The organism is Lapillicoccus sp., assembly GCF_046595215.1.
In the GTDB taxonomy this organism is placed as follows: Bacteria; Actinomycetota; Actinomycetes; order Actinomycetales; family Dermatophilaceae; genus Lapillicoccus.
Window position 1 is genome coordinate 13,968 of record NZ_JBKJPP010000108.1, and the last position, 24,735, is coordinate 38,702.

The 24,735-nt window shown below is 70.6% G+C and carries 26 protein-coding genes; 10 read left to right on the forward strand and 16 right to left on the reverse strand.

The features are described from left to right. Nucleotides 1–117: 117 nt before the first annotated feature. Nucleotides 118–681: an RNA polymerase sigma factor gene (locus ACLL9L_RS08605; RefSeq protein WP_411284233.1), complete on the forward strand. Its 564-nt coding sequence runs from the start codon at nt 118–120 to the stop codon at nt 679–681. Continuing rightward, the gene (locus tag ACLL9L_RS08610) at nt 672–1,187 is read left to right on the forward strand and encodes a hypothetical protein (protein ID WP_411284234.1); all 516 of its coding nucleotides are present in this window, start codon (nt 672–674) and stop codon (nt 1,185–1,187) included. Before ACLL9L_RS08605 ends, ACLL9L_RS08610 begins: the two co-directional genes overlap by 10 nt. 50 nt (nt 1,188–1,237) lie before the next feature. On the opposite strand, the gene ACLL9L_RS08615 is transcribed toward ACLL9L_RS08610, so the two are convergent. After that, nucleotides 1,238–1,654 carry a VOC family protein gene (locus ACLL9L_RS08615; RefSeq protein WP_411284235.1) on the reverse strand — a complete coding sequence of 139 codons (417 nt, stop codon included), beginning with the start codon at nt 1,652–1,654 and terminating at the stop codon, nt 1,238–1,240. Between the two features lie 234 nt (nt 1,655–1,888). Here ACLL9L_RS08615 and ACLL9L_RS08620 point away from each other — a divergent pair, with 234 nt between their 5' ends. The 3 genes from ACLL9L_RS08620 to ACLL9L_RS08630 are packed head-to-tail and all read left to right on the forward strand — an operon-like array spanning nt 1,889 to nt 5,568. Further along, on the forward strand, nt 1,889–2,926 hold the full coding sequence (locus tag ACLL9L_RS08620; RefSeq protein WP_411284236.1) for an iron ABC transporter substrate-binding protein: 1,038 nt from the start codon (nt 1,889–1,891) through the stop codon (nt 2,924–2,926). A 12-nt stretch (nt 2,927–2,938) separates the two neighbouring features. Beyond that, nucleotides 2,939–4,498, forward strand: a complete 1,560-nt coding sequence (locus ACLL9L_RS08625) for an ABC transporter permease (RefSeq protein ID WP_411284237.1) — start codon at nt 2,939–2,941, stop codon at nt 4,496–4,498. Next, nucleotides 4,495–5,568 (forward strand): ABC transporter ATP-binding protein, encoded by a 1,074-nt coding sequence (locus tag ACLL9L_RS08630; protein WP_411284238.1) that lies wholly within the window; start codon nt 4,495–4,497, stop codon nt 5,566–5,568. Before ACLL9L_RS08625 ends, ACLL9L_RS08630 begins: the two co-directional genes overlap by 4 nt. Before the next feature lie 101 nt (nt 5,569–5,669). Here the strand turns inward: ACLL9L_RS08630 and ACLL9L_RS08635 are convergent, their stop codons facing one another. After that, nucleotides 5,670–6,647 carry an NAD(P)H-binding protein gene (locus ACLL9L_RS08635; RefSeq protein ID WP_411284239.1) on the reverse strand — a complete coding sequence of 326 codons (978 nt, stop codon included), beginning with the start codon at nt 6,645–6,647 and terminating at the stop codon, nt 5,670–5,672. Between the two features lie 242 nt (nt 6,648–6,889). On the opposite strand from ACLL9L_RS08635, the gene ACLL9L_RS08640 reads away from it, so the two are divergent. The 3 genes from ACLL9L_RS08640 to ACLL9L_RS08650 all read left to right on the forward strand — a co-directional run bounded on the left by ACLL9L_RS08640 (nt 6,890) and on the right by ACLL9L_RS08650 (nt 9,455). Continuing rightward, complete coding sequence (locus ACLL9L_RS08640; RefSeq protein WP_411284240.1) at nt 6,890–7,075, forward strand: hypothetical protein; 186 nt, start codon at nt 6,890–6,892, stop codon at nt 7,073–7,075. A 222-nt stretch (nt 7,076–7,297) separates the two neighbouring features. Continuing rightward, complete coding sequence (locus ACLL9L_RS08645; protein ID WP_411284241.1) at nt 7,298–8,455, forward strand: glycosyltransferase family 4 protein; 1,158 nt, start codon at nt 7,298–7,300, stop codon at nt 8,453–8,455. Between the two features lie 16 nt (nt 8,456–8,471). Then, nucleotides 8,472–9,455 (forward strand): DMT family transporter, encoded by a 984-nt coding sequence (locus tag ACLL9L_RS08650; protein WP_411284242.1) that lies wholly within the window; start codon nt 8,472–8,474, stop codon nt 9,453–9,455. Here the strand turns inward: ACLL9L_RS08650 and ACLL9L_RS08655 are convergent. The 8 genes from ACLL9L_RS08655 to boxC all read right to left on the reverse strand — a co-directional run bounded on the left by ACLL9L_RS08655 (nt 9,449) and on the right by boxC (nt 17,619). Further along, complete coding sequence (locus ACLL9L_RS08655) at nt 9,449–10,843, reverse strand: glutamate decarboxylase (RefSeq protein WP_411284243.1); 1,395 nt, start codon at nt 10,841–10,843, stop codon at nt 9,449–9,451. The two genes, ACLL9L_RS08650 and ACLL9L_RS08655, sit on opposite strands and share 7 nt — an antisense overlap. Nucleotides 10,844–10,954: 111 nt before the next feature. Further along, the gene (locus tag ACLL9L_RS08660) at nt 10,955–11,446 is read right to left on the reverse strand and encodes a DUF6158 family protein (protein ID WP_411284244.1); all 492 of its coding nucleotides are present in this window, start codon (nt 11,444–11,446) and stop codon (nt 10,955–10,957) included. Continuing rightward, the gene (locus ACLL9L_RS08665) at nt 11,439–11,984 is read right to left on the reverse strand and encodes a gamma carbonic anhydrase family protein (RefSeq protein WP_411284245.1); all 546 of its coding nucleotides are present in this window, start codon (nt 11,982–11,984) and stop codon (nt 11,439–11,441) included. The genes ACLL9L_RS08660 and ACLL9L_RS08665 overlap by 8 nt, the downstream gene beginning before the upstream one ends. 3 nt (nt 11,985–11,987) lie before the next feature. Beyond that, complete coding sequence (locus tag ACLL9L_RS08670) at nt 11,988–12,890, reverse strand: amidohydrolase family protein (RefSeq protein ID WP_411284246.1); 903 nt, start codon at nt 12,888–12,890, stop codon at nt 11,988–11,990. A gap of 9 nt (nt 12,891–12,899) precedes the next feature. Beyond that, a complete protein-coding gene (fdxA, locus tag ACLL9L_RS08675) occupies nt 12,900–13,229 on the reverse strand; it encodes a ferredoxin (RefSeq protein ID WP_411284247.1) in 330 nt (109 codons plus the stop codon). 15 nt (nt 13,230–13,244) lie between these two features. Continuing rightward, nucleotides 13,245–14,261: an NAD(P)/FAD-dependent oxidoreductase gene (locus ACLL9L_RS08680; RefSeq protein ID WP_411284248.1), complete on the reverse strand. Its 1,017-nt coding sequence runs from the start codon at nt 14,259–14,261 to the stop codon at nt 13,245–13,247. Next, nucleotides 14,258–15,889 carry a benzoate-CoA ligase family protein gene (locus ACLL9L_RS08685; RefSeq protein ID WP_411284249.1) on the reverse strand — a complete coding sequence of 544 codons (1,632 nt, stop codon included), beginning with the start codon at nt 15,887–15,889 and terminating at the stop codon, nt 14,258–14,260. The genes ACLL9L_RS08680 and ACLL9L_RS08685 overlap by 4 nt, the downstream gene beginning before the upstream one ends. Nucleotides 15,890–15,891: 2 nt before the next feature. Continuing rightward, entirely contained in the window at nt 15,892–17,619 is a 1,728-nt protein-coding gene (gene boxC, locus ACLL9L_RS08690; RefSeq protein ID WP_411284250.1) for a 2,3-epoxybenzoyl-CoA dihydrolase, read from the reverse strand. A gap of 179 nt (nt 17,620–17,798) precedes the next feature. Here boxC and ACLL9L_RS08695 point away from each other — a divergent pair, with 179 nt between their 5' ends. Beyond that, nucleotides 17,799–18,680 (forward strand): PaaX family transcriptional regulator C-terminal domain-containing protein, encoded by an 882-nt coding sequence (locus ACLL9L_RS08695; protein WP_411284251.1) that lies wholly within the window; start codon nt 17,799–17,801, stop codon nt 18,678–18,680. Between the two features lie 8 nt (nt 18,681–18,688). On the opposite strand, the gene ACLL9L_RS08700 is transcribed toward ACLL9L_RS08695, so the two are convergent. From ACLL9L_RS08700 to ACLL9L_RS08715, 4 genes are all read right to left on the reverse strand, one after another. Beyond that, on the reverse strand, nt 18,689–19,225 hold the full coding sequence (locus tag ACLL9L_RS08700) for a GNAT family N-acetyltransferase (protein WP_411284252.1): 537 nt from the start codon (nt 19,223–19,225) through the stop codon (nt 18,689–18,691). A gap of 2 nt (nt 19,226–19,227) precedes the next feature. Then, on the reverse strand, nt 19,228–20,706 hold the full coding sequence (boxB, locus tag ACLL9L_RS08705) for a benzoyl-CoA 2,3-epoxidase subunit BoxB (protein WP_411284253.1): 1,479 nt from the start codon (nt 20,704–20,706) through the stop codon (nt 19,228–19,230). Nucleotides 20,707–21,009: 303 nt separating this feature from the next. Next, a complete protein-coding gene (locus ACLL9L_RS08710; protein WP_411284254.1) occupies nt 21,010–21,207 on the reverse strand; it encodes a hypothetical protein in 198 nt (65 codons plus the stop codon). Continuing rightward, nucleotides 21,192–21,488 (reverse strand): hypothetical protein, encoded by a 297-nt coding sequence (locus tag ACLL9L_RS08715; protein ID WP_411284255.1) that lies wholly within the window; start codon nt 21,486–21,488, stop codon nt 21,192–21,194. Before ACLL9L_RS08715 ends, ACLL9L_RS08710 begins: the two co-directional genes overlap by 16 nt. Nucleotides 21,489–21,736: 248 nt before the next feature. On the opposite strand from ACLL9L_RS08715, the gene ACLL9L_RS08720 reads away from it, so the two are divergent. Beyond that, nucleotides 21,737–23,428 carry a ribonuclease J gene (locus ACLL9L_RS08720; RefSeq protein ID WP_411284256.1) on the forward strand — a complete coding sequence of 564 codons (1,692 nt, stop codon included), beginning with the start codon at nt 21,737–21,739 and terminating at the stop codon, nt 23,426–23,428. Between the two features lie 330 nt (nt 23,429–23,758). Here ACLL9L_RS08720 and ACLL9L_RS08725 read toward each other — a convergent pair whose 3' ends face one another. Further along, a complete protein-coding gene (locus ACLL9L_RS08725) occupies nt 23,759–24,529 on the reverse strand; it encodes an ice-binding family protein (RefSeq protein WP_411284257.1) in 771 nt (256 codons plus the stop codon). A 17-nt stretch (nt 24,530–24,546) separates the two neighbouring features. Beyond that, on the reverse strand, nt 24,547–24,735 hold a 189-nt coding region (locus tag ACLL9L_RS08730), incomplete at its 5' end, for a hypothetical protein (protein ID WP_411284258.1).

Consider the following 24,735-nt stretch of genomic DNA (forward strand, 5'->3'; position numbering starts at 1 on the left):
CCGATCGTCTTCGGGTCGGGGTGGATAGGGTCTGGAGGTCCTCGATCGTCGAGAAAGGCCAGCCGGCCACAGACGCAGCGCTCCAGCGCTGCACTGACCCACAGTGAGGAGCGCGCCATGGCGATGCTCCTCGCGCCGGACCTGCCGGACGATGCCCTTGCTCGACGGGCCGCGCTCGGCGATCGGACCGCCTTCGCCGAGATCGTCGGCCGACACGGTCCCCACCTCTTCCGCTACGCCACGACCATGCTGGACGGCGACGTGCACGATGCGGAGGACGCGGTCCAGTCGGCCTTCACCCAGGCCTGGCAGCACCTGCCCACGTTTCGCGGCGACGCGAGCCTGAAGACCTGGCTCTACCGGATCACGGCCAACGAGGTCTTGGCGTCCCGGCGTCGACGACGCCCGATCCCCGTCGACGACCAGCTCCTGACGCCCCTTCCAGCGCCCGCGGGGGACAGCCCGGTCAGCCGCCTCGACGGGCAGGAGCTCCGACGTGACCTGAGCGCCGCGCTCGGCGAGCTCCCCTGGCGCCAACGCGCCTCCTGGGTGCTGGCCGAGATGGAAGGGATGACCTACGCCCAGATCGCGGCCGCCCTCGGCACCAACGAGACGGTGGTCCGGGGACAGCTGCACCGTGCACGGCGTACCTTGGCGGTCAGGATGGCCCAATGGCGATGACACAAGACACCCCGGACCGCACGTCGCACGCCGACGCGCCGTCCGAGCACGTCCGGATCCCGGGGACCGAGGCGTTGCGCGAGGTCGCAGACGCTCGCTGGGTCGAGATCTCGGACCGTGTCCTCACCCGGGCGTTGACCGCCGGCCGACGCGGGCTCACGGTGCGCGCCCAGTCGAGCGGCGGACCCTACTGGCTCAGCGAGCACGTCCTGGTCAGCCTGCTGCGGGACGCCGTCGACGGGACCGTCCCCAGGTCCGCACTGGCCCATGTGACGCTCGAGCTGCGCGGCCGCGACGAGCTGGGCGGCGTGGTCATCCAGCTCATCGCGCAATACGGCACGCCGCTCCTGGGGCTCGCGGACCAGATCCGCGCCCTGGCGCTGGCCTGCCTCGACGGCGTCCTCGGTCCGGCACTTGCCCCACGCGTCGTCACCACCCTGCACGTGCACTTCGTCGACGTCGTCCCCGACGACCCGCAGCTCGCGCCCCGGCCTCTCCTGACCTGAGGGCCGGACCCGCTGGGTCAGGGGTGGCCCCGTCGCGGGCCCCGGCGGTCTCAGACCTTGGGGGTGAACAGCTCCAGGGCGATGTTGTCGGGGTCGCGGAACTCCAGGATGTAGCCCGCGCCGATGTCCTTCACTCCCCCGTGCTCGATGCCTCGGTCGTCGAGCATCGTTGCGGCAGCGTCAATCTCGTCCTTGGAGCTGACCGCAAAACTCACGTGGTCGAGCCCTGTGCGGTCGTCGACGAACCCATCCGCCCCCACCGGCCGCAGACCCAGCAGCGAGTCGCCCAGCTGATAGATGACCCCGCCGTAGAGGAACGACAGCTGCTCGCGGGTGGCGTCATCCGCGTCGGCGAGCAGCTCGAAGGCGACAGGCAGACCGAACACGTCGTCGTAGAACGCGCGGGAGCGCTCGATGTCGGTGACGGTCAGGCGGACGTGGGCGTAGGCACGCGTGGCGATGGGCATGAGGCGATCATGACAGCGACACCACGGGCTGGCGCCGGCGGGTTGGGTGGGGTCCGGACGGTGACCACCGCGCCCGGCCGGTGGCGACAAGCACCCACGACGTCCCGCTCGACGCCGCCCGCCCACGCATCAGGAGGAGTGCCTCGCGCTACGTGGACACGGGCTGGGGAGCCACTTGCAATCCCGCCAAGATTAGGACAGCCTTACCTAACCAAACGTCGAAAGGACCAATCCGTGTTCCGAGCTCGTCACGCTGTCGCCACCACCGTCGTCGCCCTGGCCCTGTCCGGCTGCGGTGCAGCCTCGACGTCCGTCAGCCCGGCCAGCACTGGCGGCTCGGTCGGCAGCGAGCTGACCGTCTACAACGCCCAGCACGAGGACCTCGTGGCCGAGATGGTGGCCGGGTTCACCGCGGCCACCGGGATCAAGGTCACCCTGCGCAACGGCGACGACTCCGAGCTCGGCAACCAGCTCGCGCAGGAGGGCAAGGCCTCCCCCGCCGACGTCTTCCTCACCGAGAACTCGCCGGCGATGGACCTCGTCGACCAGGCGGGCCTGTTCGCCCCCCTGCCCTCGACCACGCTGGGCCAGGTCCCGCCGCAGTTCGTGCCCGGGACGAAGAACTGGACCGGCTGGGCTGCGCGGGCGACGGTGTTCGCCTACAGCCCCACCAAGGTCGCGGCCGCTTCCCTCCCCGCGTCACTCATGGACCTGGCCAAGCCGGAGTGGAAGGGGCGGTTCGGCGTCTCCCCGGGGGGCGCGGACTTCCAGGCCATCGTCAGCGCCGTCCTCACCCTGGAGGGGGCCGACAAGACCCAGGCCTGGCTCGATGCCCTCAAGGTGAACGCCAAGGTCTACGAAGGCAACGGGGCGATCATGAAGGCCGTCAACGCCGGGCAGGTCGACGCCGGGGTCATCTACCACTACTACTGGTACAAGGACCGGGCCGAGTCCGGCGCCAACAGCAAGAACGTCGAGCTGCACTACTTCGGCAAGCAGGACTCGGGCGCGTTCGTCAGCGTCTCCGGCGCCGGCGTCCTCGCCTCGTCCCGGCGCAGTGAGGCCGCCCAGAAGTTCGTCCAGTACCTCTCGGGTCCCGCGGGTCAGCAGATCCTGACCACGAGCACGGCGCTCGAGTACGCCATCGGCAACGGCGTGACGCCAAACCCGGCCCTGAAGCCCCTCGCCGAGCTGCAGGCGCCCACGGTCGACCCCGGTTCCCTCAACGGGGCGACGGTCGTGCAGATGCTGCAGAAGTCCGGTCTGATCTGAGTGAGCATCTGAGTGAGCACCACCGGCAGCCCCGTCCGAGGACCGGCAGCGCCCTTCGGGGGCCTGTCGGTCCTCGGTGTCGTCGCCGGGCTGGTGGCCCTCACGACGCTGGTGCCGCTGGTGGTGATCGGCATCTCCGCCCTCGGCGCCGGGTGGCCCGAGCTGTCCCGACTGGTGTTCCGACCCCGGACCGTCGAGCTGCTGGCCAACACGGGCAGGCTCGTCGTCGGGTCCGTGGCCCTGTGCGTCGTCCTGGGCACCGGGGCCGCCTGGCTCGTCAGCCGGACCGACCTGCCGCTCCGACGCCTGTGGCACGTCGTCATGGTGGCCCCGCTCGCCGTGCCCGCCTTCGTCAACGCCTACGCCTGGTCATCGCTGCTGCCGGCGGCGGACGGTTTCGGTGGGGCGCTGATCGTCGTCACCCTGTCCTACTTCCCCTTGGTCTATCTCCCCGTGGCCGCGACCCTGCGCGGGCTCGATCCGGCCCTGGCCGAGTCCGCGGCCGCGCTGGGCCTCAGCCCAGGAGCAGTGTTCCTGCGCGCGACGCTGCCGCAGCTGCGCCCGGCAGTCCTCGGCGGCAGCCTGCTCGTTGCCCTGCACCTCGTCGCCGAGTTCGGCGCGCTGTCCCTGGTGCGCTTCCCGACGCTGAGCACCGCGGTCTACGATCAGTTCCGGTCGTCCTTCAACGGGCCCGCAGCCAACGCCCTGGCGAGTGTCCTCGTCATCGTCTGCCTCGTGCTGCTCACGGCCGAGCTGGTGCTGCGTGGCCGCACGGCATACGCCCGGGTCGGGGCCGGCGCGGCGCGGACGCCGCGCCCCACGTCGCTGGGCTGGTGGACGGGACCCGCGTCCCTGGCCATGCTCGTCGTCGGGGTCGTCGCCATCCTCGTGCCCCTCGGGAGCGTCGGCTACTGGTGGGTGCAGGGAGGCTCGACCACCCTCGACGCGGGCGCCCTCGCCTCGACGACGGCCGCCACCCTGGGGCTGGGCCTGCTCACGGCTGCGGCCGTCACCGTCGCCGCGTTCCCGGTGGCCTGGCTTGCCGTGCGCCGTCCGGGGTTCTGGGCCATGAGCATCGAACGCCTCACCTATGTCGGGACCGGGCTGCCCGGCATCGTCGTGGCCCTGGCGCTCGTCACCGTCGCCCTGCGCCTGGTCCCACCGCTCTACCAGACGAGCACCATGCTCGTGGCGGCCTACGCCATCCTCTTCCTGCCCCGGGCCGTGGTGAGCCTGCGGGCCGGGCTCATGCAGCTGCCGACCGCCCTCGAGGACGCCGCCGCCTCCCTCGGCCTCGGACCGCTTGCCGTCGTGCGGCGGGTCGTCGTGCCGATCATCGCCCCGGCACTGGGCGCCGGCGCCGCCCTCGCGTTCCTCGGTGCGAGCACGGAGCTCACCGCGACCCTGCTGCTCTCCCCGCTGGGCACCCAGACGCTGGCAACGCAGTTCTGGAGCTACAGCAGCTCGATCGACTACGGCGCCGCCGCGCCGTATGCCGCGCTGCTCATCCTCATCTCGGCGCCGGCAACCTTCCTGCTCACCCGCCACCCAGAGGACCCCCCGACCGCATGAGCACCTCACCCACCGCGGCCGCGATCGAGATCACGGCCCTGCGCAAGGCCTTTGGGGCGACCACGGTCCTCGACGGCCTCGACCTGAGCGTCCCCGGGGGGAGCATCACGGCTCTGCTCGGGCCGTCGGGGTGCGGCAAGACGACGGTCCTGCGCTCGATCGCCGGCTTCACCACCCCCGACAGCGGCACGATCAATGTCAACGGACGCCAGGTGAGCGGGCCCGGCCGAGACGTGCCGGCCCGTCTGCGACAGGTCGGCTACGTCGCGCAGGAGGGGGCGTTGTTCCCCCACCGCGACGTCGCCGCCAACATCAGCTTCGGACTCCCGCGGTCGGGCCTGCGTCCGCGCGCCCGCGCCCACGCCGCGCGCATCGACGAGCTCCTCGAGCTCGTCGGTCTCGGGCCGGAGATGCGTCACCGGGCTCCGCACCAGCTCTCCGGCGGACAGCAGCAGCGGGTCGCCCTGGCCCGGGCCCTGGCGCCCCGCCCGGCGGTCATGCTCCTGGACGAGCCGTTCTCCTCGCTGGACGCCCAACTGCGCGAGGAGACGGCCCGGGCCACCGCCGCCGCGCTTCGCGAAGCCGGCGTCACTGCCCTCCTGGTGACCCATGACGCCAGGGAAGCGCTCTCGATGGCCGACAGCGTCGCCGTCCTGCACCGCGGCGTCGTGGCCCAGCACTCGGGCCCGGAGGAGGTCTACCAGCGGCCGGTCTGCGCAGCGGTCGGACGGGCGCTTGGTCACGCGAACCTCGTCGCGGCGACCGTCACCGGAAGGGTTGCCCACACCGCCCTCGGCGACCTGAGGCTCGAGGCCGCCCCGGTGGGACCCGCAGCTTCGCAGGACGTGCTCATCCGGCCCGAGCAGGTGCGTTTCGTCCGCCCCGACGAGCGGGACGCCGTCCCGGGAGTCATCCTCGACATCGCGTACTACGGCCATGACTGCGTGGCCAGGGTCCGCCTCGACGACGGCACGCTGCTGGCGGCCAGGACGCCGACGGACGTGGTGCCCGCGGTCGGCGACCGGGTCGACGTCTCCGTCGTCGGGGTCGTGCACGCGCTACCCCGCTGAGGGTGCAGCCGTCAGGCCAACGACGGCGGGGCGCGTCGCGGGCGGAAGGCCCGGCATACGGATCGGGTATGCCGTGCCGGCTCACCGAGGTCCGTGCGCGCCTACCGGGACCACGCCGGGTCACCCGCGGAGGGAGCCAGCGCGTCGCCACCCTGGGCCGCTCCGTCTCGATCGGCGTCGAACGGGGCGAGCGCCCGCTCGATCGCGTCCCGGACGGCGAGGGTCGGCCGGTCCGGGTCACCCAGCACCGTGTGGCGGTCCCCGTTCGCCACCATGTCGTGGCGCAGGCTCGCGGTGAGGGCCGCGACCGTCGGCGCGGGGACGTCGGTCAGCGCGCCGGCCACCGCGCCGAGGACGTCGACGGGCACGGCCGGCACAGGGAGCTGGACGCGGGTCAGCCCCGCGACGTCGGCGTAGACCTCGAGCAGCTGCGGGTAGGTGAGCCGGTCGGGGCCGGCGATGTCGAGGTGGCCGGTCACCTCGGTCTGCTCGAGGGCCTGGGCGAGGAGGTAGACGGCGTCGGTGACCGCGATCGGCTGCACCATCGTGTCCTTCATCCACGTCGGGATGACCTGGACCAGCGGCAGGCGTTCCGATATCTGGCGCACGACCTCGAAGCTCGTCGACCCCGATCCGAGGACGATCGCGGCGCGCAGCGTCAAGGTGGCCGCCGACGACCCGGCGAGCGTCTCCTCGACCTCGAGCCGCGACACGAGGTGCTCCGAGAGGTCCTCGCGATCGACCTCGGGGACGATGCCCGAGAGGTAGACGAGGCGGCTCACACCGGCCCGGTCGACGGCGTCCCGCATGTTCTCGGCAGCCTCGCGATCGGTGGCGCGGAAGTCGTCGTCGTCGAGGCCGTGGATGAGGTAGGCCACCGCGTCCACGCCGGAGACGGCGTCGACGACGGCCCGCAGGTCGAGCACGTCCATCTGTCGCCATTCGACCGTCTCGCACCACGGGAAGTCGACGGGGCGCTCCGCCGTGTAGCTCCCGACGACCGCGTGGCCGCGGGTGAGCAGCTCGGGGATGAGACGGGATCCCACGTAGCCGCTCGCCCCGGTGACCAGAATCCTCATGTCTTCTCCTGACGCGTCGACCTCGGCGGTCACAGACCAGACCCCGCGGGGACATCGCGCGGGGTGCGCGGCCGAGACCTGACCGTATCCGGCGGGGGTCAAGGCGATGTCGTCGCCCTCCGGCCCGCCCCGGCGACGAGGGGCCGCGACGTATCTGGCCGCACCGTCTCCCCCTCCGTCCTGGTGAGTGGGGTGGCCTCCGGTCGGGGGCCATCACCGCAGGAACGGCGACAGGAGCAGACATGAGCACCGACCGGAGGCGTGACCTGCGCCGGGTCGTCAGGTCCGTGGCGGTTGCCGTCGCCCTCCTCGCGGGAGCGGGCAGCCCGGCGGGCGTCAACCACATCCCTGACGTCCCCACCAGCCTCCACCCCGGTCCCACCGGCCTGCGGCAGCTCGTCGACGGGCCGGGCCCCCACCCGTTCTGACGGGCCCGACGGCTCGACGTCTCGAGGGGCGCGGCATACCGGCTCCGGCGTCGGCCTGCGTCTCAGCCCCATCAGCTGAGTGCCTGCGCTCCCCATGTCCGGCACTGCTGCAGCGCGTCGATGGGGGATCCTGGGCCTCGCGGCCTTATGGTCGTCCTCACACATCGTCGATCACTCCGGAGGCAGCGTCGTGCTGTTGGGCGTGCGTCCCCCCGGTCTGTCGTGAAGATCGCTCACGTCACGGACTTCTACTCACCGCGGCTCGGAGGGATCGAGACGCACGTCTCGGACCTCGCCGAGCGCCAGCAGGCGCAGGGTCACCAGGTCATCATCATCACGAGCACCCCAGGTCCGCAGGACCCGGACGTGCGTCGCGTGACCAACGACTTCCGGCGACCCGGCGCACTGCATCCCCTGGCCGTCAGTGCCGGGGTCAGGGTCCTTCGCGACCTCGACGTGGACGTTGTCCACGCCCACCTGGGCGTGGGCTCTCCCCTGGCCTTCTTCCTCGCCCGGGCGGCGGCCCGGCAGGGGATCCCCACCATCGTCACCGTGCACTCCATGTGGGCCGGTGTCGCTCCCATCATGTCGACGATGGACGCCCTCGGCGGCTGGTCGGGACTGCCGATCGTGTGGACGGCCGTGAGTGAGGCGGCCGCGGCGCCCGTCCGTCGTCAGCTGCGCCCCGGCACCCCGATCCTCATCCTGGCCAACGGCATCGACCAGGACCAGTGGCGCCGGCCCGCGCCGGCGGAGAGACCCGATGAGCTCGTCCTCGTGGCCGTCATGCGCCTCGCCCGACGCAAGCGACCGCTCGCCCTGCTCCGGCTCGTCCACCGGGCGCAGGCGGCCCTCGAACGCGAGGGGGACCCCACCCGGCTGCGGCTCGTGGTCGCCGGGGACGGACCCCGACAGGCGGCGATGGAACGCTACGTGCGCCGGCACTCCATGACCGACAGCATCACCCTGCTCGGACGTCTCGACCGACCGGCGGTGCACGACGTCCTCGGCGCCTCACACGTGTTCCTCGCCCCCGCCGACCTCGAGTCGTTCGGCATCGCCGCCCTCGAGGCCCGGTGCAGCGGACTCCCCGTCATCGCCAAGTCGAAGGGTGGCGTCGGCGAGTTCATCCACCACGAGCGTGAGGGTCTGCTCTGTGAGTCCGATGACGACATGAGCAACGCCATCGTCCGGTTGGCGCGCGACCCGGCCCGGCGTCGCCAGATGGCCGCCCACAACCGCACGGCCGTCTGCGCCGTGGCCTGGGAACCGCTGCTGGAGCTGACCGAGGCGGCCTACGCGACGGCCCGCGCCGCCCAGCACCTCGACGCCGCCGAGCACCTCGACGCGCTCACCACGGTGCGGCGAGGGCTCGGATGAGGAGCGTCGTCGTCCCGTGAGCCTCGTCGGCGTGATCGGGGCATCGTTGGGGTCTGCCGCCTTCTTCTCGGTGGCGACCGCCCTCAAGCACGCCAGCGCGGGCCAGATGCCGCGGGTGCACCACTTCCGCCCCACGGAGCTCCTGGGGTTCGCGGCGGCCACCCTGCGTCACCCCCTCTGGCTCTTCGGCATCCTCGCCGACGTGGGTGGGCTCGGGCTCCAGGTGCTGGCGCTGCACCTCGGCGCCCTCACCGTCGTGCAGCCGGTCCTCGTCAGCGCGGTGCTCTTCGCCCTCGTCGTCGCCCACCGGGTCGCCGGGACACGGATCAGCCGGCGGGAGCTGGTCCTCGGCGCCGCCCTCGTGATCTCCGTCGGCAGCTTCCTCGCCGTGTCAGGGGCCGCGACGGCGCGAGCGGAGCAGACCGACCAGCTGCCGGCCGCGCTCGCCGCAGTGGCCTCGATCGTCATGGTGGCCGGGTGCGTCGTCGCCTCCCGGCGGGCCACGCGTCGCAAGCTGGGCTCGCGACGGGCCGCCGCCCTGCTGGGGATCGGGGTCGGCACGATCTACGCCGGGACCGCCGCCCTCATCAAGGCGTGCACCAACCTGGCCGCGGACGGGCCGGCCGCGCTCCTCACCAGCTGGCAGCCCTATGCTCTGGTCGCCGCCGGGGCCACGGGCCTGCTGCTCGCACAGATGGCGTTCCAGGCGGGCCCCCTGGCTGCGAGCCTCCCCGCGACTGCTGCGGTGGACCCCCTGGTCAGCGTCATCCTCGGCGTCGTCGTCTACGACGAGCAGCTCAGCAAGGGGGTGGGGCCCATCCTGGCGTCGTTGCTCTTCCTCGTGACCATGTCGGTCGCGGTGGTCCTGCTCAGCCGGGTGAGGGTCGCGGTGGACGAGGGTGTGCACCACCACCAGAGCGGCCGATCGACCGGATCGGGTGGGGTGGAGGCCATGGGCGCGGTGGAGCCGGTGACTTCCCCGAGGGACGGGGATCAGTGACGGAAGCCCGCGGGTCCGGTGGCCGTGCCGGAGCGGTGGTCGCGGTTGAGCCCGTCCACCGCGCTGCGCAGGTCAGCGAGCAGGAGGTCGGCGAGGTCCATACCGAAGCCGTTGCGGCACACGAGCCTCAGGACTGACAGGTCCTGCCGGTCCGCGGGGAACGTGTAGGCGGGCACCTGCCATCCTCGCTCGCGCAGTGCGCGCGAGACGGCGAAGACGTCCCAGCCGGTGACCTGCTCCGTGGTGGTGAAGGCGAAGACGGGCAGCTCGTCACCACGGGTGATCAGCCGGAACTCCGGCATCTCCTCAACCTGCCCGGCCAGGAAGGTCGCCACGTCGCGGGCCGACTGCTGGACGGCGCGGAACCCGTCCCGCCCGAGGCGGAAGAACGTGTAGTACTGCGCCACGACCTCAGCGCCGGGGCGCGAGAAGTTCAGCGCGAACGTGGGCATGTTCCCACCGAGGTAGTTCACCTCGAAGACCAGCTCAGAGGGCAGGGCGTCGGCGTCGCGCCACAGGACCCAGCCCACACCGGGGTAGACCAGTCCGTACTTGTGGCCGGACGTGTTGATCGACGCGACCCGCGGAAGGCGGAAGTCCCACAGGAGCTCCTCGTCGAGGAAGGGGGCGATCATCGCGCCCGAGGCCCCGTCGACGTGGATCGCCACGTCCGGCCCACCGGAGCCCGCGAGCTCGTCCAGCGCCGCCGCGATCTCGGCAACGGGCTCATAGCTGCCGTCGAACGTCGACCCGAGGATGGCCACCACCCCGATCGTGTCCTCGTCGCACCGGGCCACGGCTTCGGCCGCGTCCAGGTGGTAGCGGTCACCGCTCATCGGCACGATCCGCGGCTCCACGTCCCAGTAGCGGCAGAACTTCTCCCAGCAGACCTGGACGTTGGCCCCCATGACCAGGTTGGGCCGCCGCGAGCGGTCCTTGACCCGTGACGCCCACCGCCGCTGCAGGGCCAGCCCCGCCAGCATGCACGCCTCGCTCGACCCCGTTGTCGAGCACCCGGTGGCGTCCTCGGGAGACGGGGCGTGCCACAGGTCCGCCAGCATGGCGATGCATCTCCGCTCGAGCTCCGCGGTCTGCGGGTACTCGTCCTTGTCGATCATGTTCTTGTCGACGCAGTCGGCCATCAGCTGCCTTGCCTGCGGCTCCATCCACGTCGTGACGAAGGTCGCGAGGTTCAAGCGCGCACTGCCGTCCAGCAGCAGCTCGTCATGGATCAGCTGGTAGGCGACGTCCGGTGGCACCGGGCCCGGCGCCATCCGGTTCTTCGGCAGCGTCAAACGCTCCCCCAGCGCGGGATTCGCCTCCGTGAGCACCGAGTTCGATCCCCGGTCCTCCGATGCGTGCGAGCTCGAACCGCGGTGCAGGGCCATGCTCGACCCTACCGACGAGGCGCGGCAGAAAGCCATGCCCGGGTCGAGATACGCAGGGAGTTCACAACAACAGGATCGCGGGGTTGCCCGACGGGCAGGGCCGAACGCTGCCTACGCACCCGCGCGGAGGCGCTCGCGTCCCGCCCCGGTGAGGACGCGGTCCTCGCCCTCGGTGCCGACCAGCGCCGGGTCCGCGGTGTAGAGCCGGGCCACCGCGGCCCGGGCCAGGCCGACCTCACGGGCCGCCTGGTGTGCCTCGAGCTTGTGGAGTCGGCCCCCCGCGTCGGCGAGGCGCTGCAGGAAGGCGAGCGCCGGGTCCGGGGTCCCCGAGCCGTCGCCGGAGACCGCCGGGTCTGAGCCCCGGGAGGCGACGGAACCCCCGGAGCCCCCGGAGCCCCCGGAGCCCTGCCAGGTCCGCCGGGGGAACCGGTGCACGTACTCCTGCTCCAGCTCCAGCATCCGCGTCGTGTGGCGCGCGAACTGCTCCGCGCTGCCGTGGAGGAAGACCCAGTTGCGGGTGGCGTGCGCCTGGGTTCCTTGCTGCTCCAGCTCAGCGTCACTCAGCTCGCTGGCCGGACGGCCCTGGATCTCGTGCTCACTCATGCCGATTCCCTTCGTCGTCGATCCTGCGGAGACCATCTCGATAGCGCTGGGCGTTGCCGACGTACTCCTTCACGCCGAACGCGATCCACTCGGCCTGCACGTCCGCGTCCATCGGACGCACCCGGGCCGGGACGCCGAGAGCCAGGTGTCCGCTGGGGATCTCGATGCCCTCCGGCACCAGGGCCTTGGCGCCCACGACCGAGCCGTGGCGCACGACGACGCGGTTGAGGAGCACGGACCCCGAGCCGATGAGGCACCGGTCCTCCACGGTGCAGCCCTCGAGGTGCGCGTTGTGGCCGACGACGCAGTCGTCGCCGATCACGGTCGGCCACTGCTCGGTCGTGTGCAGGACGGTGCCGTCCTGGATCGACGTGCGCTCACCGACGACGATCTTGCCGAAGTCGGCCCGCAGCACCGCGGCCGGCCAGATCGAGGACCCGGCGCCGATCCGCACCGCGCCGATGACGACGGCGTCGGGATGCACGTAGGCAGTGGGATGGATCCGTGGCTCGAGGTCGTCGAGGGCGTAGATCGGCACGGCTCACTCCTTCTCGGTGTCGGCGGCGTCAGCGGCGTCGACGGCCGCCGGGATCGGCGGCAGCCCGGCATACACGCGCTGTGCGTTGCCCCCCAGGACGGCTGCGGCGGTCTCCGGGGTGAGGAGGTCGGCGACGGCGCGGGCGTTGCGTGCGGTGCCCGGGACCCCCGGCCAGTCCGTGCCGAAGATCCAGCGCCGGGCGAGGCGGGCGAGGTCGTGGCGGGAGTAGTACTCCGGAAGTCGCTTGGGCGGCAGCCCCGACAGCTCGATCCACACCCTCTCGCTCGAGAGTGCCATGAACGCGGCGGTGTCGTACCACCAGCCGCGGCCCCCGTGGGCCAGCACGACATCGAGCCCGGGGAAGTCGCGGACGACCGGAAGCAGGAACTGCGGGTCGGCGTGCTCGTTGGCGGAGCCGGGGAACGAGCTGGTCCCACAGTGGACGACGAGCGGCACCTGCCGCTGCTCGAGGACTGCGTATGCCGGGTAGAGACTCGCGTTGTCGCAACGGAACCCGCCGTGGACGGGATGCAGCTTGAGGGCCGCCGCCCCGTGGTCGAGCTGGCGGGTCAGCTCCTCGGTGATCGGGAAGTGCAGGTGGGGGTTGACGTTGGCGACGGGGCGGAACCGCTGCGGGTTGTGCTCGACGAGGGGCAGCAGGTCGTCGAAGTGTTGCATCCCCGTGGCCTTGGGGCTGTACTCACAGAACAGCAGCGCGATGTCGACGCCCTGCTCGGCAAAGAGCGCGTCGAGCCGTGCCGGCCGGGGGCGACCTTCGACGTCCCAGACCTCCTCGAGAATGCCCTCGGGCCCGAAGTCCCGGGCCCACTGCAGCCACGCCGGGCGCAGGCTCGAGAGCGACGGCACGTGGACGTGCGCGTCGATGAGGGGGGTGCCGTCCAGCACGCCGGCGACCTAGCGGCCGGTGACCATGGGGGTGTCGACCCCGATCGGCCCGGTCTTGTGCGAGCCTCCGGGGGCGCCGAGCGGCTCGGCGCGGCCGGGGAGGACCTCGACGAAGAACCGCCGGTTGTCCTCGACGAACGAGACGTCCTCGTCGGCGACCCGCCGGTCCTGGGTGATCGCCTCGACGGGGCAGACGGGTTCACACGCACCGCAGTCGATGCACTCCTTGGGGTTGACGTAGAGCTTGCGCTCCCCCTCATAGATGCAGTCGACCGGGCACTCCTCGATGCACGACCTGTCCATGATGTCGATGCACGGCGAGGCGATGACGTAGGGCATGTGTTCCTCCTGCGGTCAGGCGGGCTGGGGGACTGGGGTGGGGTGGTCCGTCGAGTGGCCGGGAAAGATCTGGGCCCGGGGGTCAAGGTGCACCGCGGCGTTGTTGACCGCCGTCGCGACCTCCCCGAAGCCGACGGCGATGAGGCGGACCTTGCCGTCGTAGTCGGTGATGTCGCCCGCCGAGAAGACGCCGGGCAGGTTGGTGCGCATCGCGGAGTCGACGACGAGGTGACGGTTGTCGTGCAGCTCGATCCCCCACTCGCGCAACGGACCCAGGTTGGCCGTGAAGCCGAGGGCGGCGACGAGCCTCTCGCAGCGCAGCTCACGGCGCTCCTCCTCCCCGGTCACGGTGAGCTCGATCCGCTCGAGCGAGCCCTGACCGTGGGCCGCGGTGACCTGCGCCTTGGTGATGACCTCGACCCGGGAGCCCTTGAGCTGCTCAACGGAGCCGTGATGGGCCCGGAACTGCTCACGTCGGTGCACGAGCGTCACCGTCTCGGCGATGGGGTGGAGCATCAGGGCCCAGTCGACGGCGCTGTCCCCGCCGCCGACGATCGTGACGTGCTTGCCGGCATACCCGGCGGAGGAGGGCACGAAGTATTCGAGGCCACGGCCAAGGAAGTCCTCACCCGCCGGCAGCGGGCGGGGCGTGAAGGTGCCGATGCCTCCCGTGACGACGATGGCTCCCGCAGCGATCTCGGTGCCCGAGCCCGTCTGGACGACGAGGCGGTCGGGCTGGCCGTCGCGGGCGACGCGGGCGAGCGTCTGCGCCTCCTGCCCGAGCAGGTAGGTCGGCGCGTAGGGCGCTGCCTGCTCGACGAGGTTGCTCACCAGGGTGCGCCCCGAGACGCACGGGAAGCCGGCGATGTCGAAGATCTGCTTCTCGGGATACATCGCCGTCACCTGGCCACCGACCTGGCTGAGCGAGTCGACGACGGCCGTCGTCAGCCCTCGCACGCCTGCGTAGTAGGCGCCGTAGAGACCGACGGGACCCGCGCCGACGATGAGCAGGTCGACCTCGACCCGGCTCATGGGGTGGCTCCGGTCGGCGCGGCGCTGCGCGGGGCGCCGGGCTCGGGCGCGGCGGCGGCGCGCGGCGCCGTCCGGTCCAGCTCGGCCACGAGCCGACGCACCTTGAAACGCTGCATCTTGCCGGTGGCCGTCTTCGGCAGCTCGTCGACGAAGACGACGTGACGGGGCGCCTTGAAATGGGCCAGTCCGTCGCGGCACCAGGCGATGAGTTCGGCGTCGGTGACCGGTGAGCCCGCCACGACGACGGCGACCGGCTTGTCGAGCCCGTCCCTGTCCGGCAGGCCGACCACTGCCACCTCCGCTACGGCTGCGTGCTGCAGGAGGCGGCCCTCGACCTCGGCGGGTGAGACCCAGATGCCGCCGGCCTTGAGCAGGTCGTCGGAGCGGCCCAGGCAGGTGTAGAAGCCGTCGTCGGAGCGCACGTAGGTGTCTCCGGTGCTGAGCCACTCCCCGACGAAGACCGCGCGGCTGGCGTCCGTGCGCCGCCAGTAGCCGAGGGCCATCGACTCCCCCCGGACATGGAGCGAGCCGGGTTGCCCGTCGGGCACGATCTCCCCGGTCGGGTCGCGCAGTTGGATGTCGTAGCCGGGGACCGGCCGGCCCGTCGTGCCGGGGCGGATCTCGCCGGGCCGGTTCGACAAGAAGATGTGCAGCTCCTCCGTCGACCCGATCCCGTCGATGATCTCGACGCCGAACCGTTTGAGGAACCTGTCCTGGAGGGCCGCCGGCAGGGACTCCCCCGCCGACGCCGCGAGCCGGACGGAGGCGAACGTGTCGTCGGGAAGGTCACTGGCCAGCAGCGCGGCGTAGAAGGTGGGCACGCAGAAGAAGAGCGTGGGCCGATCGGCCCGCGCCCTGGCCCCGATGCCCGTCGGGGTCGGCCGAGCGGGCTCGAGCAGCGTCGTCGCCCCGACGGAGAGGGGGAAGAACAGGGAGTTGCCGATGCCGTAGGCGAAGAACAGCTTCGCCACCGAGAGGCACACGTCGTCAGGAGTGATGCCGAGGACCTGGTCACCGTAGGTCTCGCACACGTGCCGGATGTTGGCGTGACGGTGCATGGCGCCCTTGGGTGAGCCGGTCGTGCCCGAGGTGTAGAGCCACAGGGCCCACGAGTCGTCGGTGGTGGGCGCGACGGACCGCAGCTCTGCATCGGCGCGCTCACCGGACGTCACGAGGTCGCTGAACGAGGAGACCCTCACTCCGTCGGGCACGTTCGGGGTGAAGTCCCCGTCGGTGACGACGTGCCGCAGCTCGGGCGAGCGCGCAACCGCCTGCTCGATCTGGGCCTGGTAGGCGGCGCTGGCGAGCAGCACCTGCGCGCCGGAGTCGGCGATGATCTCCCCGAGCTCGTTGCCACCGAGCATGGTGGACACCGGGACCGCGACCAGGCCCGCCCGGAAGGCTCCGAGGATGGCACCGACCATGGCCACGTCGTCGTTGGTGACCAGGACGACCCGGTCGTCGCGACGCAGTCCGAGGGAGCGCAGACCGGCGGCCACCTGGGAGGCGAGCTCGGCGAGCTCGGCATACGTGAGGTCGCGGCTCCCCCGGATGGCGACGTGGTCCGCGCGACCGGCCTCGATCTGACGCTCGACGAGCCAGACCTCGGCGTTGAAGGCTGCGGACACGGTCACACCCTCTTGAGGTCGTAGTCGCCTTTTCGGCCGGTGCCGTACCGGCTGAGCGCGCCGTCGGGGCCGGAAGCGTTGGGCCTGATGAAGATCCAGTTCTGCCAGGCCGTCAGGCGGCCGAAGACCTTGGTCTCCGTCGTCTCCGGTCCGACGAAACGGTGGTTGGCCTCCATGCCGGTGAGGGCATCCGGGGAGAGGGAGGCACGCTCCTCGAGGACGATCCTCAGCTCCTCCTCGAAGTCGATGTCGTCGAGGGCCATCGTCACCAGGCCGACCTCGACCGCGGCTGCGGCGTCGAGCTTCTCGCCGACTCGTCCGCGAGCGGCCGCTGCCTCGTCCTCGTGGCCCCAGAAGCGGGACTCCAGTCGGGACAGGCCGTTGCCCATCGGGAAGGTGCCGTCGTTGGAGGCCGTCAGCACGATCGTGGCCGGATCCGCGTCAGGCTCGACGTCTTCGTAGACGCCGTCGAGCATGTACTGCCGGTCGGCGGCGAGCGCGAGCTCCAGGAGCAGGCCGGCAAAGGCCGTGCCGGGCTCGATCACCGCGAAGAGGCTGCGGCTGGTCACGTCGAGGCGCTTGAGCGTGCGCTTCCAGTAGTGCGTCACCTCGTTCACGAACCAGTCGTCGGCAAGGTCGTGCAGCTGGGCGTCGTGGGCGAGGACGAGGTCGGCATCCCCGGTTGCCCTCAGGACCCACGTGCCGATCTCGAGCTCGTTGGTCCTCAGGTGCAGGATGAGGTCGTCCAGGGCCCGGGACAGCGCCAGCGGCCAGTAGTCGACGCCCTGGGCGAGGACCGCCGCCGCGTCTGCCGGCGGTGCCTCCAGGGGAGCCTCGACCGTGATGTCGACGCGGCGTCCGGCCCGGTCGATCCTGGCGGACACGTAGGGGTAGGTGATCTCGTCGCCGCGCTCGCGCCGGTCGAGCGCGGTCAGCTCCACACCGACGGCGTCCGCGGGGCGTGCGGAAGCCTGGTCCGCCTTGTTGGCACGTCGGGCGATCTCGCCGGCGAAGCCGTTGCGCGGGACCGTCGCGTCGACGAGTCCCCACTCCACGGCCGTGCTGCCGCGGTATCCCTCGGACTTGGTGGCGAAGAGGTCCGCCCGGTCCTTGCGCACGTGACGCTTGTCGACGACCCGGGTCAGGCCACCGGTGCCCGGGAGGACGCCGAGCAGCGGGACCTCCGGCAACGAGACGGTGGAGGCCCCGTCATCGATGAGGACGATCTGGTCACAGGCCAGGGCGAGCTCGTAGCCACCGCCCGCCGCGGTCCCGTTGAGGGCAGCGATCCACGTCTGCCCCGAGTTGGCGGTCGCGTCCTCGATGCCGTTGCGGGTCTCGTTGGTGAACTTGCAGAAGTTGACCTTCCAGCCGTGCGAGGACTGGGCGAGCATGCGGATGTTGGCTCCCGCACAGAACATCTTCTCCAGGCCGCCCGTCATGACCACGGCCGTGACCTCAGGGTGCTCGAAGCGGACCCGCTGGACGAGGTCGTAGAGCTCGATGTCGACGCCGAGGTCGTAGGAGTTCATCTTCAGCTCGTAGCCGGGCACGAGTCCGCCGGCCTCGTCGACGGTCAGCGTCGCCGTGGCGACCGCTCCGTCGATGTCGAGCCGCCAGTGGCGGTAGTTCGCCGGAGAGGTCGCGAACGTCACCACAGGAGGTGCGCCGGAGGCCACTCTGTCACCGTCCCCCGTCCGCGCGGTCGTGGCGTCGTCCGTGACGGTCATGTCGCTCTCCATCGGGTCGGCGGGGTGGAGCAGGCCCTCACAATAGTCGACTCAATCGCTGCTGCTCGTCAAGCATTTGTAGTAGTTTTTTCGCCAGGAGCCGGTTCACGTGCCCCCTGGTTTCACCGGAGCGGTGCTCGTCCGGCACTCCGGCCCACCACGGACCCGATGAAGGAGCGATGCCTGTGCCCGCCGAGACATCCATGCGGCCGGTCGACGGCAAGGCCGTCGCCCGCGCGTGGGACGCGTCTGCGCCGAGCGCCCGATCGCTCCTGCTGACGATGCTCGGAGAGTTCGTCCACCCCCGGGGAGGGCAGGTCTGGACCGGCACCCTGGTCACTGCCCTCGGCGCTCTCGGGGTCGAGCAGAAGTCCGCGCGGCAGGCCCTCTCGCGCACGGCCAACGAGGGCCTTCTCGACTCCTCGCGGCACGGGCGACGGGTCCGTTGGCAGCTCACGCCGACGGGCGAGCAGCTCTTGCAGCAGGGCACCGAGCGGATCTACGGCTTCATGCGCGGGGCCCGCGACTGGGACGGCCGCTGGCTTGTCATCAGCGTCGGCGTCCCGGAGTCGCAGCGCCAGCTGCGCCACCGCCTCCGGACCCGGCTCACCTGGTTGGGGTTGGGCTCGCCCTCCCCCGGCCTGTGGGTCGTCCCCGACGCGGGCAAGGAGGAGGGGGCCCGCGCCGTCATCGAGGAGCTCGGCCTGCGCGACCGCACCTTCGCGTGGGTCGGCTCGGCCGTGTCGACGGGGGACCCTGCTCGACTGCTCGCGGAGGCATGGGACCTCGACGGGGTCGAAGCACGCTACCTCGAGTTCATCGACCGTCTGGAGGGCGTCGCGACGACGACAGCCGCCGCGACCTTCGTCAGCCAGGTGCGGCTCATCCAGGACTGGCGGCTCTTCCCCTTCCTCGACCCCGACCTGCCGAGCGAGCTGCTCGACCACGACTGGCCGGGCCCCCGGGCCGCCGCGACGTTCCACGATCGACACAATCGCTGGCACCGTCGGGCGCAGGACGAGTGGGACCGGATGGATGGCGAGGCAGGACAACGGATCTGAAAGCACGGTCAGTACCGGTGGTCCTCCACGTCGACGTAGCCGCCGCTTTCCTCAGCACCCGGCGGGAGGGTGTCCTCGGGCAGCCCCCCGCCGGAGGATGCCGCGAGGTGGGTCGGGACGGCCTCCCGGACGCCCACCCGTTTGCGCAGCGCGAGATCACGCTCGTCGCCCCGGTAGCCACGCACGAGCAGCCAGTCGTGCACGGCCTCTCGGTCCGGGTGGCTGTCGCGCACCGTGTTGTAGACATAGTTCGTGCCCCGGCTCGCGGCCTCACGCTCGAGGTTCTCGAGGACGAAGCTGCCCACGCCCGAGCCCTGGGCGTCGGACGCGACGGCAAGGAGGATCTCGGTGTCGCCACCCCAGGTCGAGTCGAGCCAGCCGAAGCCGACGACCCGGTCGTCATCGGTCGTGACGAACCAGTCACCCGGCAGGTCGGCGTCGTCGGCGTAGGAGACGTCCAGGGCACCGGCGGGGGCGCTACCGATCACCCTGCGCTTGTCAACGTCCCAGAGCGGGCGCTCCTGCCGGGACCACGCGAGCGACATCGTCAGCCCAGTCCTTCTTCGGCAAGGTGCACGTAGTCGAACTCGACGGGCTGCTCGTTGATGCCGGATGACGGCGCCGCGATCCAGCCAGCGAACTTGCCGTAGCCGTACTCGGGCACCATCAGCGCCGCCACGGCCTCGCGGTCAGCCTCCGTCGGCAGCCAGTCGTCTTTCCTGGCCGCCCAGGTCGCGTCGTCGAGCACCTCGCCTTGAGGGCTGAGGTGGTGCGGCGCGAAGGCGCCCACCGCACGGTTGAACCCTTCGTGGGGCAGGAAGAGCCGCTCCTCCAGGCCGGCGTCCTCGAGGGCCTGGTTCCAGCGTCGGACCCCGTTGGCGCAGTCGGCGACGTACTCATCGCGCAGGTCGAGGTTGAGGGCGCTGAGCATCGGGACGGTCTTGGTCCGGATCTGACCGTCGTCGACGTAGCTCATCTCCCGCGTGTCGTCGAGCAGCACGTGGTCGTCCTTGCGACGCTTCTCCATCCAGCGACCCTTGAGTCCTGAGGAGTAGTAGTTGCCGGCGTTGGTCGACTGCTCGGACCCGAAGAGGTCCATCGATACGGAGAACTGGAAGTTGAGGTACTGCTGGATCACCTTCAGGGGGATGCCGCCGTGCGCGAAGACCTCGTCGGTGCCGTGCTCCTTCATCAGCTCGGCCGTGCGCTCGACCACCCGCTGCACGCCGGTCGTGCCGACGAACATGTGGTGCGCCTCCTCCTTGAGCATGAACTCGCAGGTGCGGGCGAGCGGGTCGAACGCCGACTCCTTGAGCGTGCCGAGCTGGTACTTGCCGTCGCGGTCGGTGAAGTAGGTGAACATGAAGAACTGCAGCCAGTCGGTGGTCGCCTCGTTGAACGCGCCAAGGATGCGGGGGGCGTCGAGGTCGCCCGAGTTGCGCTTGAGCAGCTGCTCGGCCTCCTCGCGACCCTCACGGCCGAAGTAGGCGTGCAGCAGGTAGACCATCGCCCAGAGGTGGCGGCCCTCCTCGACGTTGACCTGGAAGAGGTTGCGCAGGTCGTAGATGCTCGGGGCGGTGTCACCGAGGATCCGTTGCTGCTCGACAGAAGCGGGCTCGGTGTCGCCCTGGATGACGATGAGGCGCAACAGGTCGGCGCGGTGCTCACCGGGCACCTCCTGCCAGGCCGGCTCCCCCTGGTGCTTTCCGAAGGCGACCTTGCGCTCGGGGTCCTGCTCGGCGAGGAAGATGCCCCAGCGGTACTCCTCCATCGGCACGTGGTCGAAGTGGGCCCAGCCGTCGCGGCCGACGGCGACCGCGGTGCGCAGGTAGACGTCCTTGGTGGGCAGGGCCGGACCGAGCTGCTTCCACCACTCGAGGAACTTCGGCTGCCAGCCCTCGAGGGCGCGCTGCAGACGGCGGTCACCGGCGAGGTTGACGTTGTTGGGGATGCGCTCGCTGTAGTCGATCGTGCTGAGCGGTCCGGTCGGGCTGGGCGCGGCTCCGGTACGAGTGTCGGATGACATCGGTGGTCTCCTGTCATGGGTGGACGTCTTCGTCCCTTAATGTTCTACACTTCTTTTGCGATCAAGCCAAGGCTTTGTCGACTATTATTCCCTCGTTGTGACGGGGACGACCACAGCGAACCGTTCGACCCACCGGAGGCAAACCCTCAGTCGGTCACTCGGACGACGAGCGCCATCCCCGTGTCGTGCGCGCACACCCGGCGAAGAGGCCGACTCCCCCACCCCGCAGCCGCAGCTCTTGGACGAGCTCGGCGATGGAACGCATCCCCTTTCTCGCAGCACGGCATCCGGGTCGTTGACGCCTCACGGCATGCCGAACTGTGACTGGATGAGCGTCGCGATGAGGTCGGCCGCGCGCTCGCTGAGCGCGTCCGCCGTCGGGTCGGACTCCAGCGCGTCGATGTCGGCCGCCAGTCCCGACAGGAACTGGTAGACGACACCAGTCATCCCCACCGAACCGGTCATGGCGATCGCGGTCAGGGTGCTCAGCTCGGCGTCCAACCCGCGGAGCCTGGCTTTGGAAGGAGGAAGACCTCCCAGGCGAAGCGTTCCTCCATGACGAGCGTGAGCGGCCGGGCGCTGTCGGAGAGCACCATGTCGTCCGGTTTGAGCACGGCCTCACGGCCGTCTTGCCCGAGGATCGAGCCGCCGCGGCGCGGCATACCGATCTGGAGATCCAGGGGCTGTGAGACGAGCTGCTGACCCTGGCCCCTGCCAAGGGCCAGCCAGCCGCCAAGCCCGCCACCGGCAGCCCCGCCCAGGCGGACATTCCGGGGGGGCAACGAAGCGCCGCTCCCGGACCTCTTGACGTGAGGCAACGGGGGGTCCGATCGCGCGTTGACCCGCCTGCGCCACCGGCCGACCTTCGGGCCGATCCGTGGCCGCTGCGTCGGTCCTGGCCCGATCCGGCATCGACTACCGTTGAGAGCCGCACAGCCCGCCCGACGCCGGACCGAACAGGACCCCCTTTGACCCAGGCACCGCCCCCGTCAGCCTTCCTGCACGCCCTCGCCATGATCGTGGCGCCCCGATGAGCCGCCGCGGGTCCCGACGCAGGGACAGCGGCCTCCCGCCGCTGCCGGCCAACGGCCTGCGCATCGTGCCGTTGGGCGGTCTCGGCGAGATCGGCCGCAACATGACGGTCTTCGAGCATGCCGGCCGGCTGCTCATCGTCGACTGCGGGGTGCTCTTCCCCGAGGAGCACCAACCGGGCGTGGACGTGATCCTGCCCGACTTCACCTGGATCCGGGACCGTCTCGACAAGATCGACGCCATCATCCTGACCCACGGTCACGAGGACCACATCGGCGGCGTCCCCTACCTCCTGCGCGAGCGCCCGGACATCCCCGTCGTCGGCTCGAAGCTGACGCTGGCCTTCATCGAGGCGAAGCTCAAGGAGCACCGCATCACCCCGGTCACCACCGAGGTCCAGGAGGGGCAGCGGCGCAGGCTCGGGCCGTTCGACTGCGAGTTCGTGGCCGTCAACCACTCGATCCCCGACGGGCTGGCGGTTGCCATCCGGACCGCCGCCGGCATCGTCCTGCACACCGGCGACTTCAAGATGGACCAGTTCCCGCTCGACCGCCGGGTCACCGACCTGCGGGCGTTCGCGCGACTCGGGGAGGAGGGCGTCGACCTGTTCCTCGTCGACTCCACCAACGCCGAGGTGCCGGGGTTCACCATCTCCGAGGGTGAGCTCGCCCCCGCCATCGAGACCGTCTTCCGCACCGGCGCGGGACGGGTGATCGTCTCCAGCTTCGCCAGCCACGTCCATCGCATCCAGCAGGTCCTCGACACTGCGCACGCCCACGGGCGCAAGGTCGCCTTCGTCGGCCGGTCTATGGTCCGCAACATGGGCATCGCCAGCGACCTCGGCTATCTCACGATCCCCAAGGGCCTCGTGGTCGACCTGAAGGCCCTGGAGCGCCTGCCCGCCAACAAGATCACCCTGATCTGCACCGGCTCGCAGGGTGAGCCCCTGGCGGCCCTGTCCCGGATGGCCAACCGTGACCACCCGATCCGCATCACTGAGGGTGACACCGTCCTGCTCGCCAGCTCTCTGATCCCGGGCAACGAGAACGCGATCTACCGCGTCATCAACGAGCTGACCCGCTGGGGCGCCAACGTGGTCCACAAGGGCAACGCCAAGGTCCACGTCTCCGGCCACGCCAGCGCGGGCGAGCTGGCCTACTGCTACAACATCGTCCGGCCGACCAACGTGCTGCCGGTCCACGGCGAGTGGCGCCACCTGCGCGCCAACGCCGATCTCGCGATCCGCACCGGCGTGGCCCCGGACCGCGCGATCATCGCCGAGGACGGCTCGGTCATCGACCTCATTGATGGACGGGCCTCGATCACCGGCTCCGTCCCGGCCGGCCTCGTCTACGTCGACGCGATGACCGTCGGCGGCGCGACCGAGGAGTCCCTGCACGTGCGCCGGACCCTCGCCGAGGAGGGCGTCATCACGATCGTCTGCATCGTCGACCCCGACACCGGCCAGCTCAGCGAGAAGCCGGACTTCCTCGCCCACGGCTTCGAGCCCGACGCCATCGACTTCGACACGGCGGTGCCGTCGATCCAGAAGGCCCTCACGAGCGCCGCCAGGGAGAACATCCAGGACCTCGACCAGATCGAGGAGCTCGTCCGTCGGGCGGTCTCGGCCTGGGCCCACCGCCAGCACCGCCGCAGTCCGCTGATCATCCCCGTCATCGTCGACGCCTGAACCCGAATCCACCGGCGCACCGTGATCCGCCCTGCCCAGCAGGCCCGCGTCGAGCCGCGGGGTCTGGCCTGACCGCCGCTGGATGGTGGTCGACGCCGAGCATGTGCGGCAACGCTGCGGCTGCTGCCCGAACGTTCCCGCCTGGTCGCGGATCGCATCGCGAGCGGTCGCCTCGCCGTCGTGGGTGCCACTTATGCCGTCGACGATGGCGTGGCCATGCGCGCATCGTCGACTCGGCGGGCCTCGACCCCGCCCCTTAGCGAGGACAGAAAGAACCGGGGCCGAGAGGACAGTGTCCCCTTGACCCCGGCTCCAATGTCGCCCGAGAGCTTACAGAGCAGGCAGCGTGACGGTGTTCATCTGGAGAGTGACTGCCGTCTGCGCCAAGAGCCTGCCATTCGTGGATGCACCGGTCTTCATGGCGATCATCGTCTTGGAGAGGATTGTTCCCTCGAAGTGCGCGGTTGTTCCGAGAGTGACCGCGCCGGCGGACTGCCAGAAGACATTCTTGGCCTGTGCTCCGCCGGCCAGGGTCACGTTCTTGGCGGCAGCCTGGTCAAGGGTTCCGGCAATCTGGAAGATCCATACGTCAGTCGGGCCACCCGAGAGGGTGACGTCCGTTGAGATGTTGACGTCGGTATTCCATTTGTAGAGGCCAGGGGCAAGGGTCAGTCCGCCAATTTCTCCAGCGCCCAGGTCGACAAAATCGGGGAACGTTCGGCCCTCGGCGTCAAGGTATGCAGCCCCCACGTCGCCTACGGCCGTCGTCAGGACTGTGGGAGCAGTCACGGCGCATGGTGGCCCAGCCGCATCGACCGCGAAGATCGTCCCGGTGACTTCTGAGCACGCCAGACCGATGGCTGCACCGGTGATTGGACTGGCCCCAACATCTCCCTTGATGGCAGACGCATAGACGTCGGTGACGCCCGATTGCGACAGAATAGCGAAGGTACCGGCTGATCGAAGGTCTACCGGAGCCTGAGCGGCAGCCGTGACCGCGCTGGGCAGCGGCGCACCGGTGTCAGCGGAGACTACCGTGGTGCCGGCAGCGACCATGGCAATCACTGCAAAGGGAATGATGGACAGAGTTCTGAGTCGCACGACTTCTCCTGTTGTTCTCAATGGTGTGGCGTAGGTTCGCGACAGAATCGGAAGAGGTGACTGTCGGCACCCGCAAGGACGAAATCTCGCCAGTTCGCCTCGACCTTCACGGGGTGGATGTTGAGGCTGGACGCGGGGCAGGCTATGGCTGTACCGCTCTCTTCCAGAACCCCCAAAGAGTCAAGCGACAGCCATGATTTGGTTTC

Excerpts from the sequence above, each read along its gene's own strand:
- ACLL9L_RS08720 (WP_411284256.1), top strand. The coding sequence starts at position 21,737 with ATGAGCCGCCGCGGGTCCCGACGCAGGGACAGCGGCCTCCCGCCGCTG.
- fdxA (WP_411284247.1), bottom strand. The coding sequence starts at position 13,229 with ATGCCCTACGTCATCGCCTCGCCGTGCATCGACATCATGGACAGGTCG.
- ACLL9L_RS08660 (WP_411284244.1), bottom strand. The coding sequence starts at position 11,446 with ATGAGTGAGCACGAGATCCAGGGCCGTCCGGCCAGCGAGCTGAGTGAC.
- ACLL9L_RS08695 (WP_411284251.1), top strand. The coding sequence starts at position 17,799 with ATGCCTGTGCCCGCCGAGACATCCATGCGGCCGGTCGACGGCAAGGCC.
- boxC (WP_411284250.1), bottom strand. The coding sequence starts at position 17,619 with ATGACCGTCACGGACGACGCCACGACCGCGCGGACGGGGGACGGTGAC.
- ACLL9L_RS08680 (WP_411284248.1), bottom strand. The coding sequence starts at position 14,261 with ATGAGCCGGGTCGAGGTCGACCTGCTCATCGTCGGCGCGGGTCCCGTC.
- ACLL9L_RS08610 (WP_411284234.1), top strand. The coding sequence starts at position 672 with ATGGCGATGACACAAGACACCCCGGACCGCACGTCGCACGCCGACGCG.
- ACLL9L_RS08635 (WP_411284239.1), bottom strand. The coding sequence starts at position 6,647 with ATGAGGATTCTGGTCACCGGGGCGAGCGGCTACGTGGGATCCCGTCTC.
- ACLL9L_RS08605 (WP_411284233.1), top strand. The coding sequence starts at position 118 with ATGGCGATGCTCCTCGCGCCGGACCTGCCGGACGATGCCCTTGCTCGA.
- boxB (WP_411284253.1), bottom strand. The coding sequence starts at position 20,706 with ATGTCATCCGACACTCGTACCGGAGCCGCGCCCAGCCCGACCGGACCG.
- ACLL9L_RS08655 (WP_411284243.1), bottom strand. The coding sequence starts at position 10,843 with ATGGCCCTGCACCGCGGTTCGAGCTCGCACGCATCGGAGGACCGGGGA.
- ACLL9L_RS08630 (WP_411284238.1), top strand. The coding sequence starts at position 4,495 with ATGAGCACCTCACCCACCGCGGCCGCGATCGAGATCACGGCCCTGCGC.
- ACLL9L_RS08640 (WP_411284240.1), top strand. The coding sequence starts at position 6,890 with ATGAGCACCGACCGGAGGCGTGACCTGCGCCGGGTCGTCAGGTCCGTG.
- ACLL9L_RS08615 (WP_411284235.1), bottom strand. The coding sequence starts at position 1,654 with ATGCCCATCGCCACGCGTGCCTACGCCCACGTCCGCCTGACCGTCACC.
- ACLL9L_RS08700 (WP_411284252.1), bottom strand. The coding sequence starts at position 19,225 with ATGTCGCTCGCGTGGTCCCGGCAGGAGCGCCCGCTCTGGGACGTTGAC.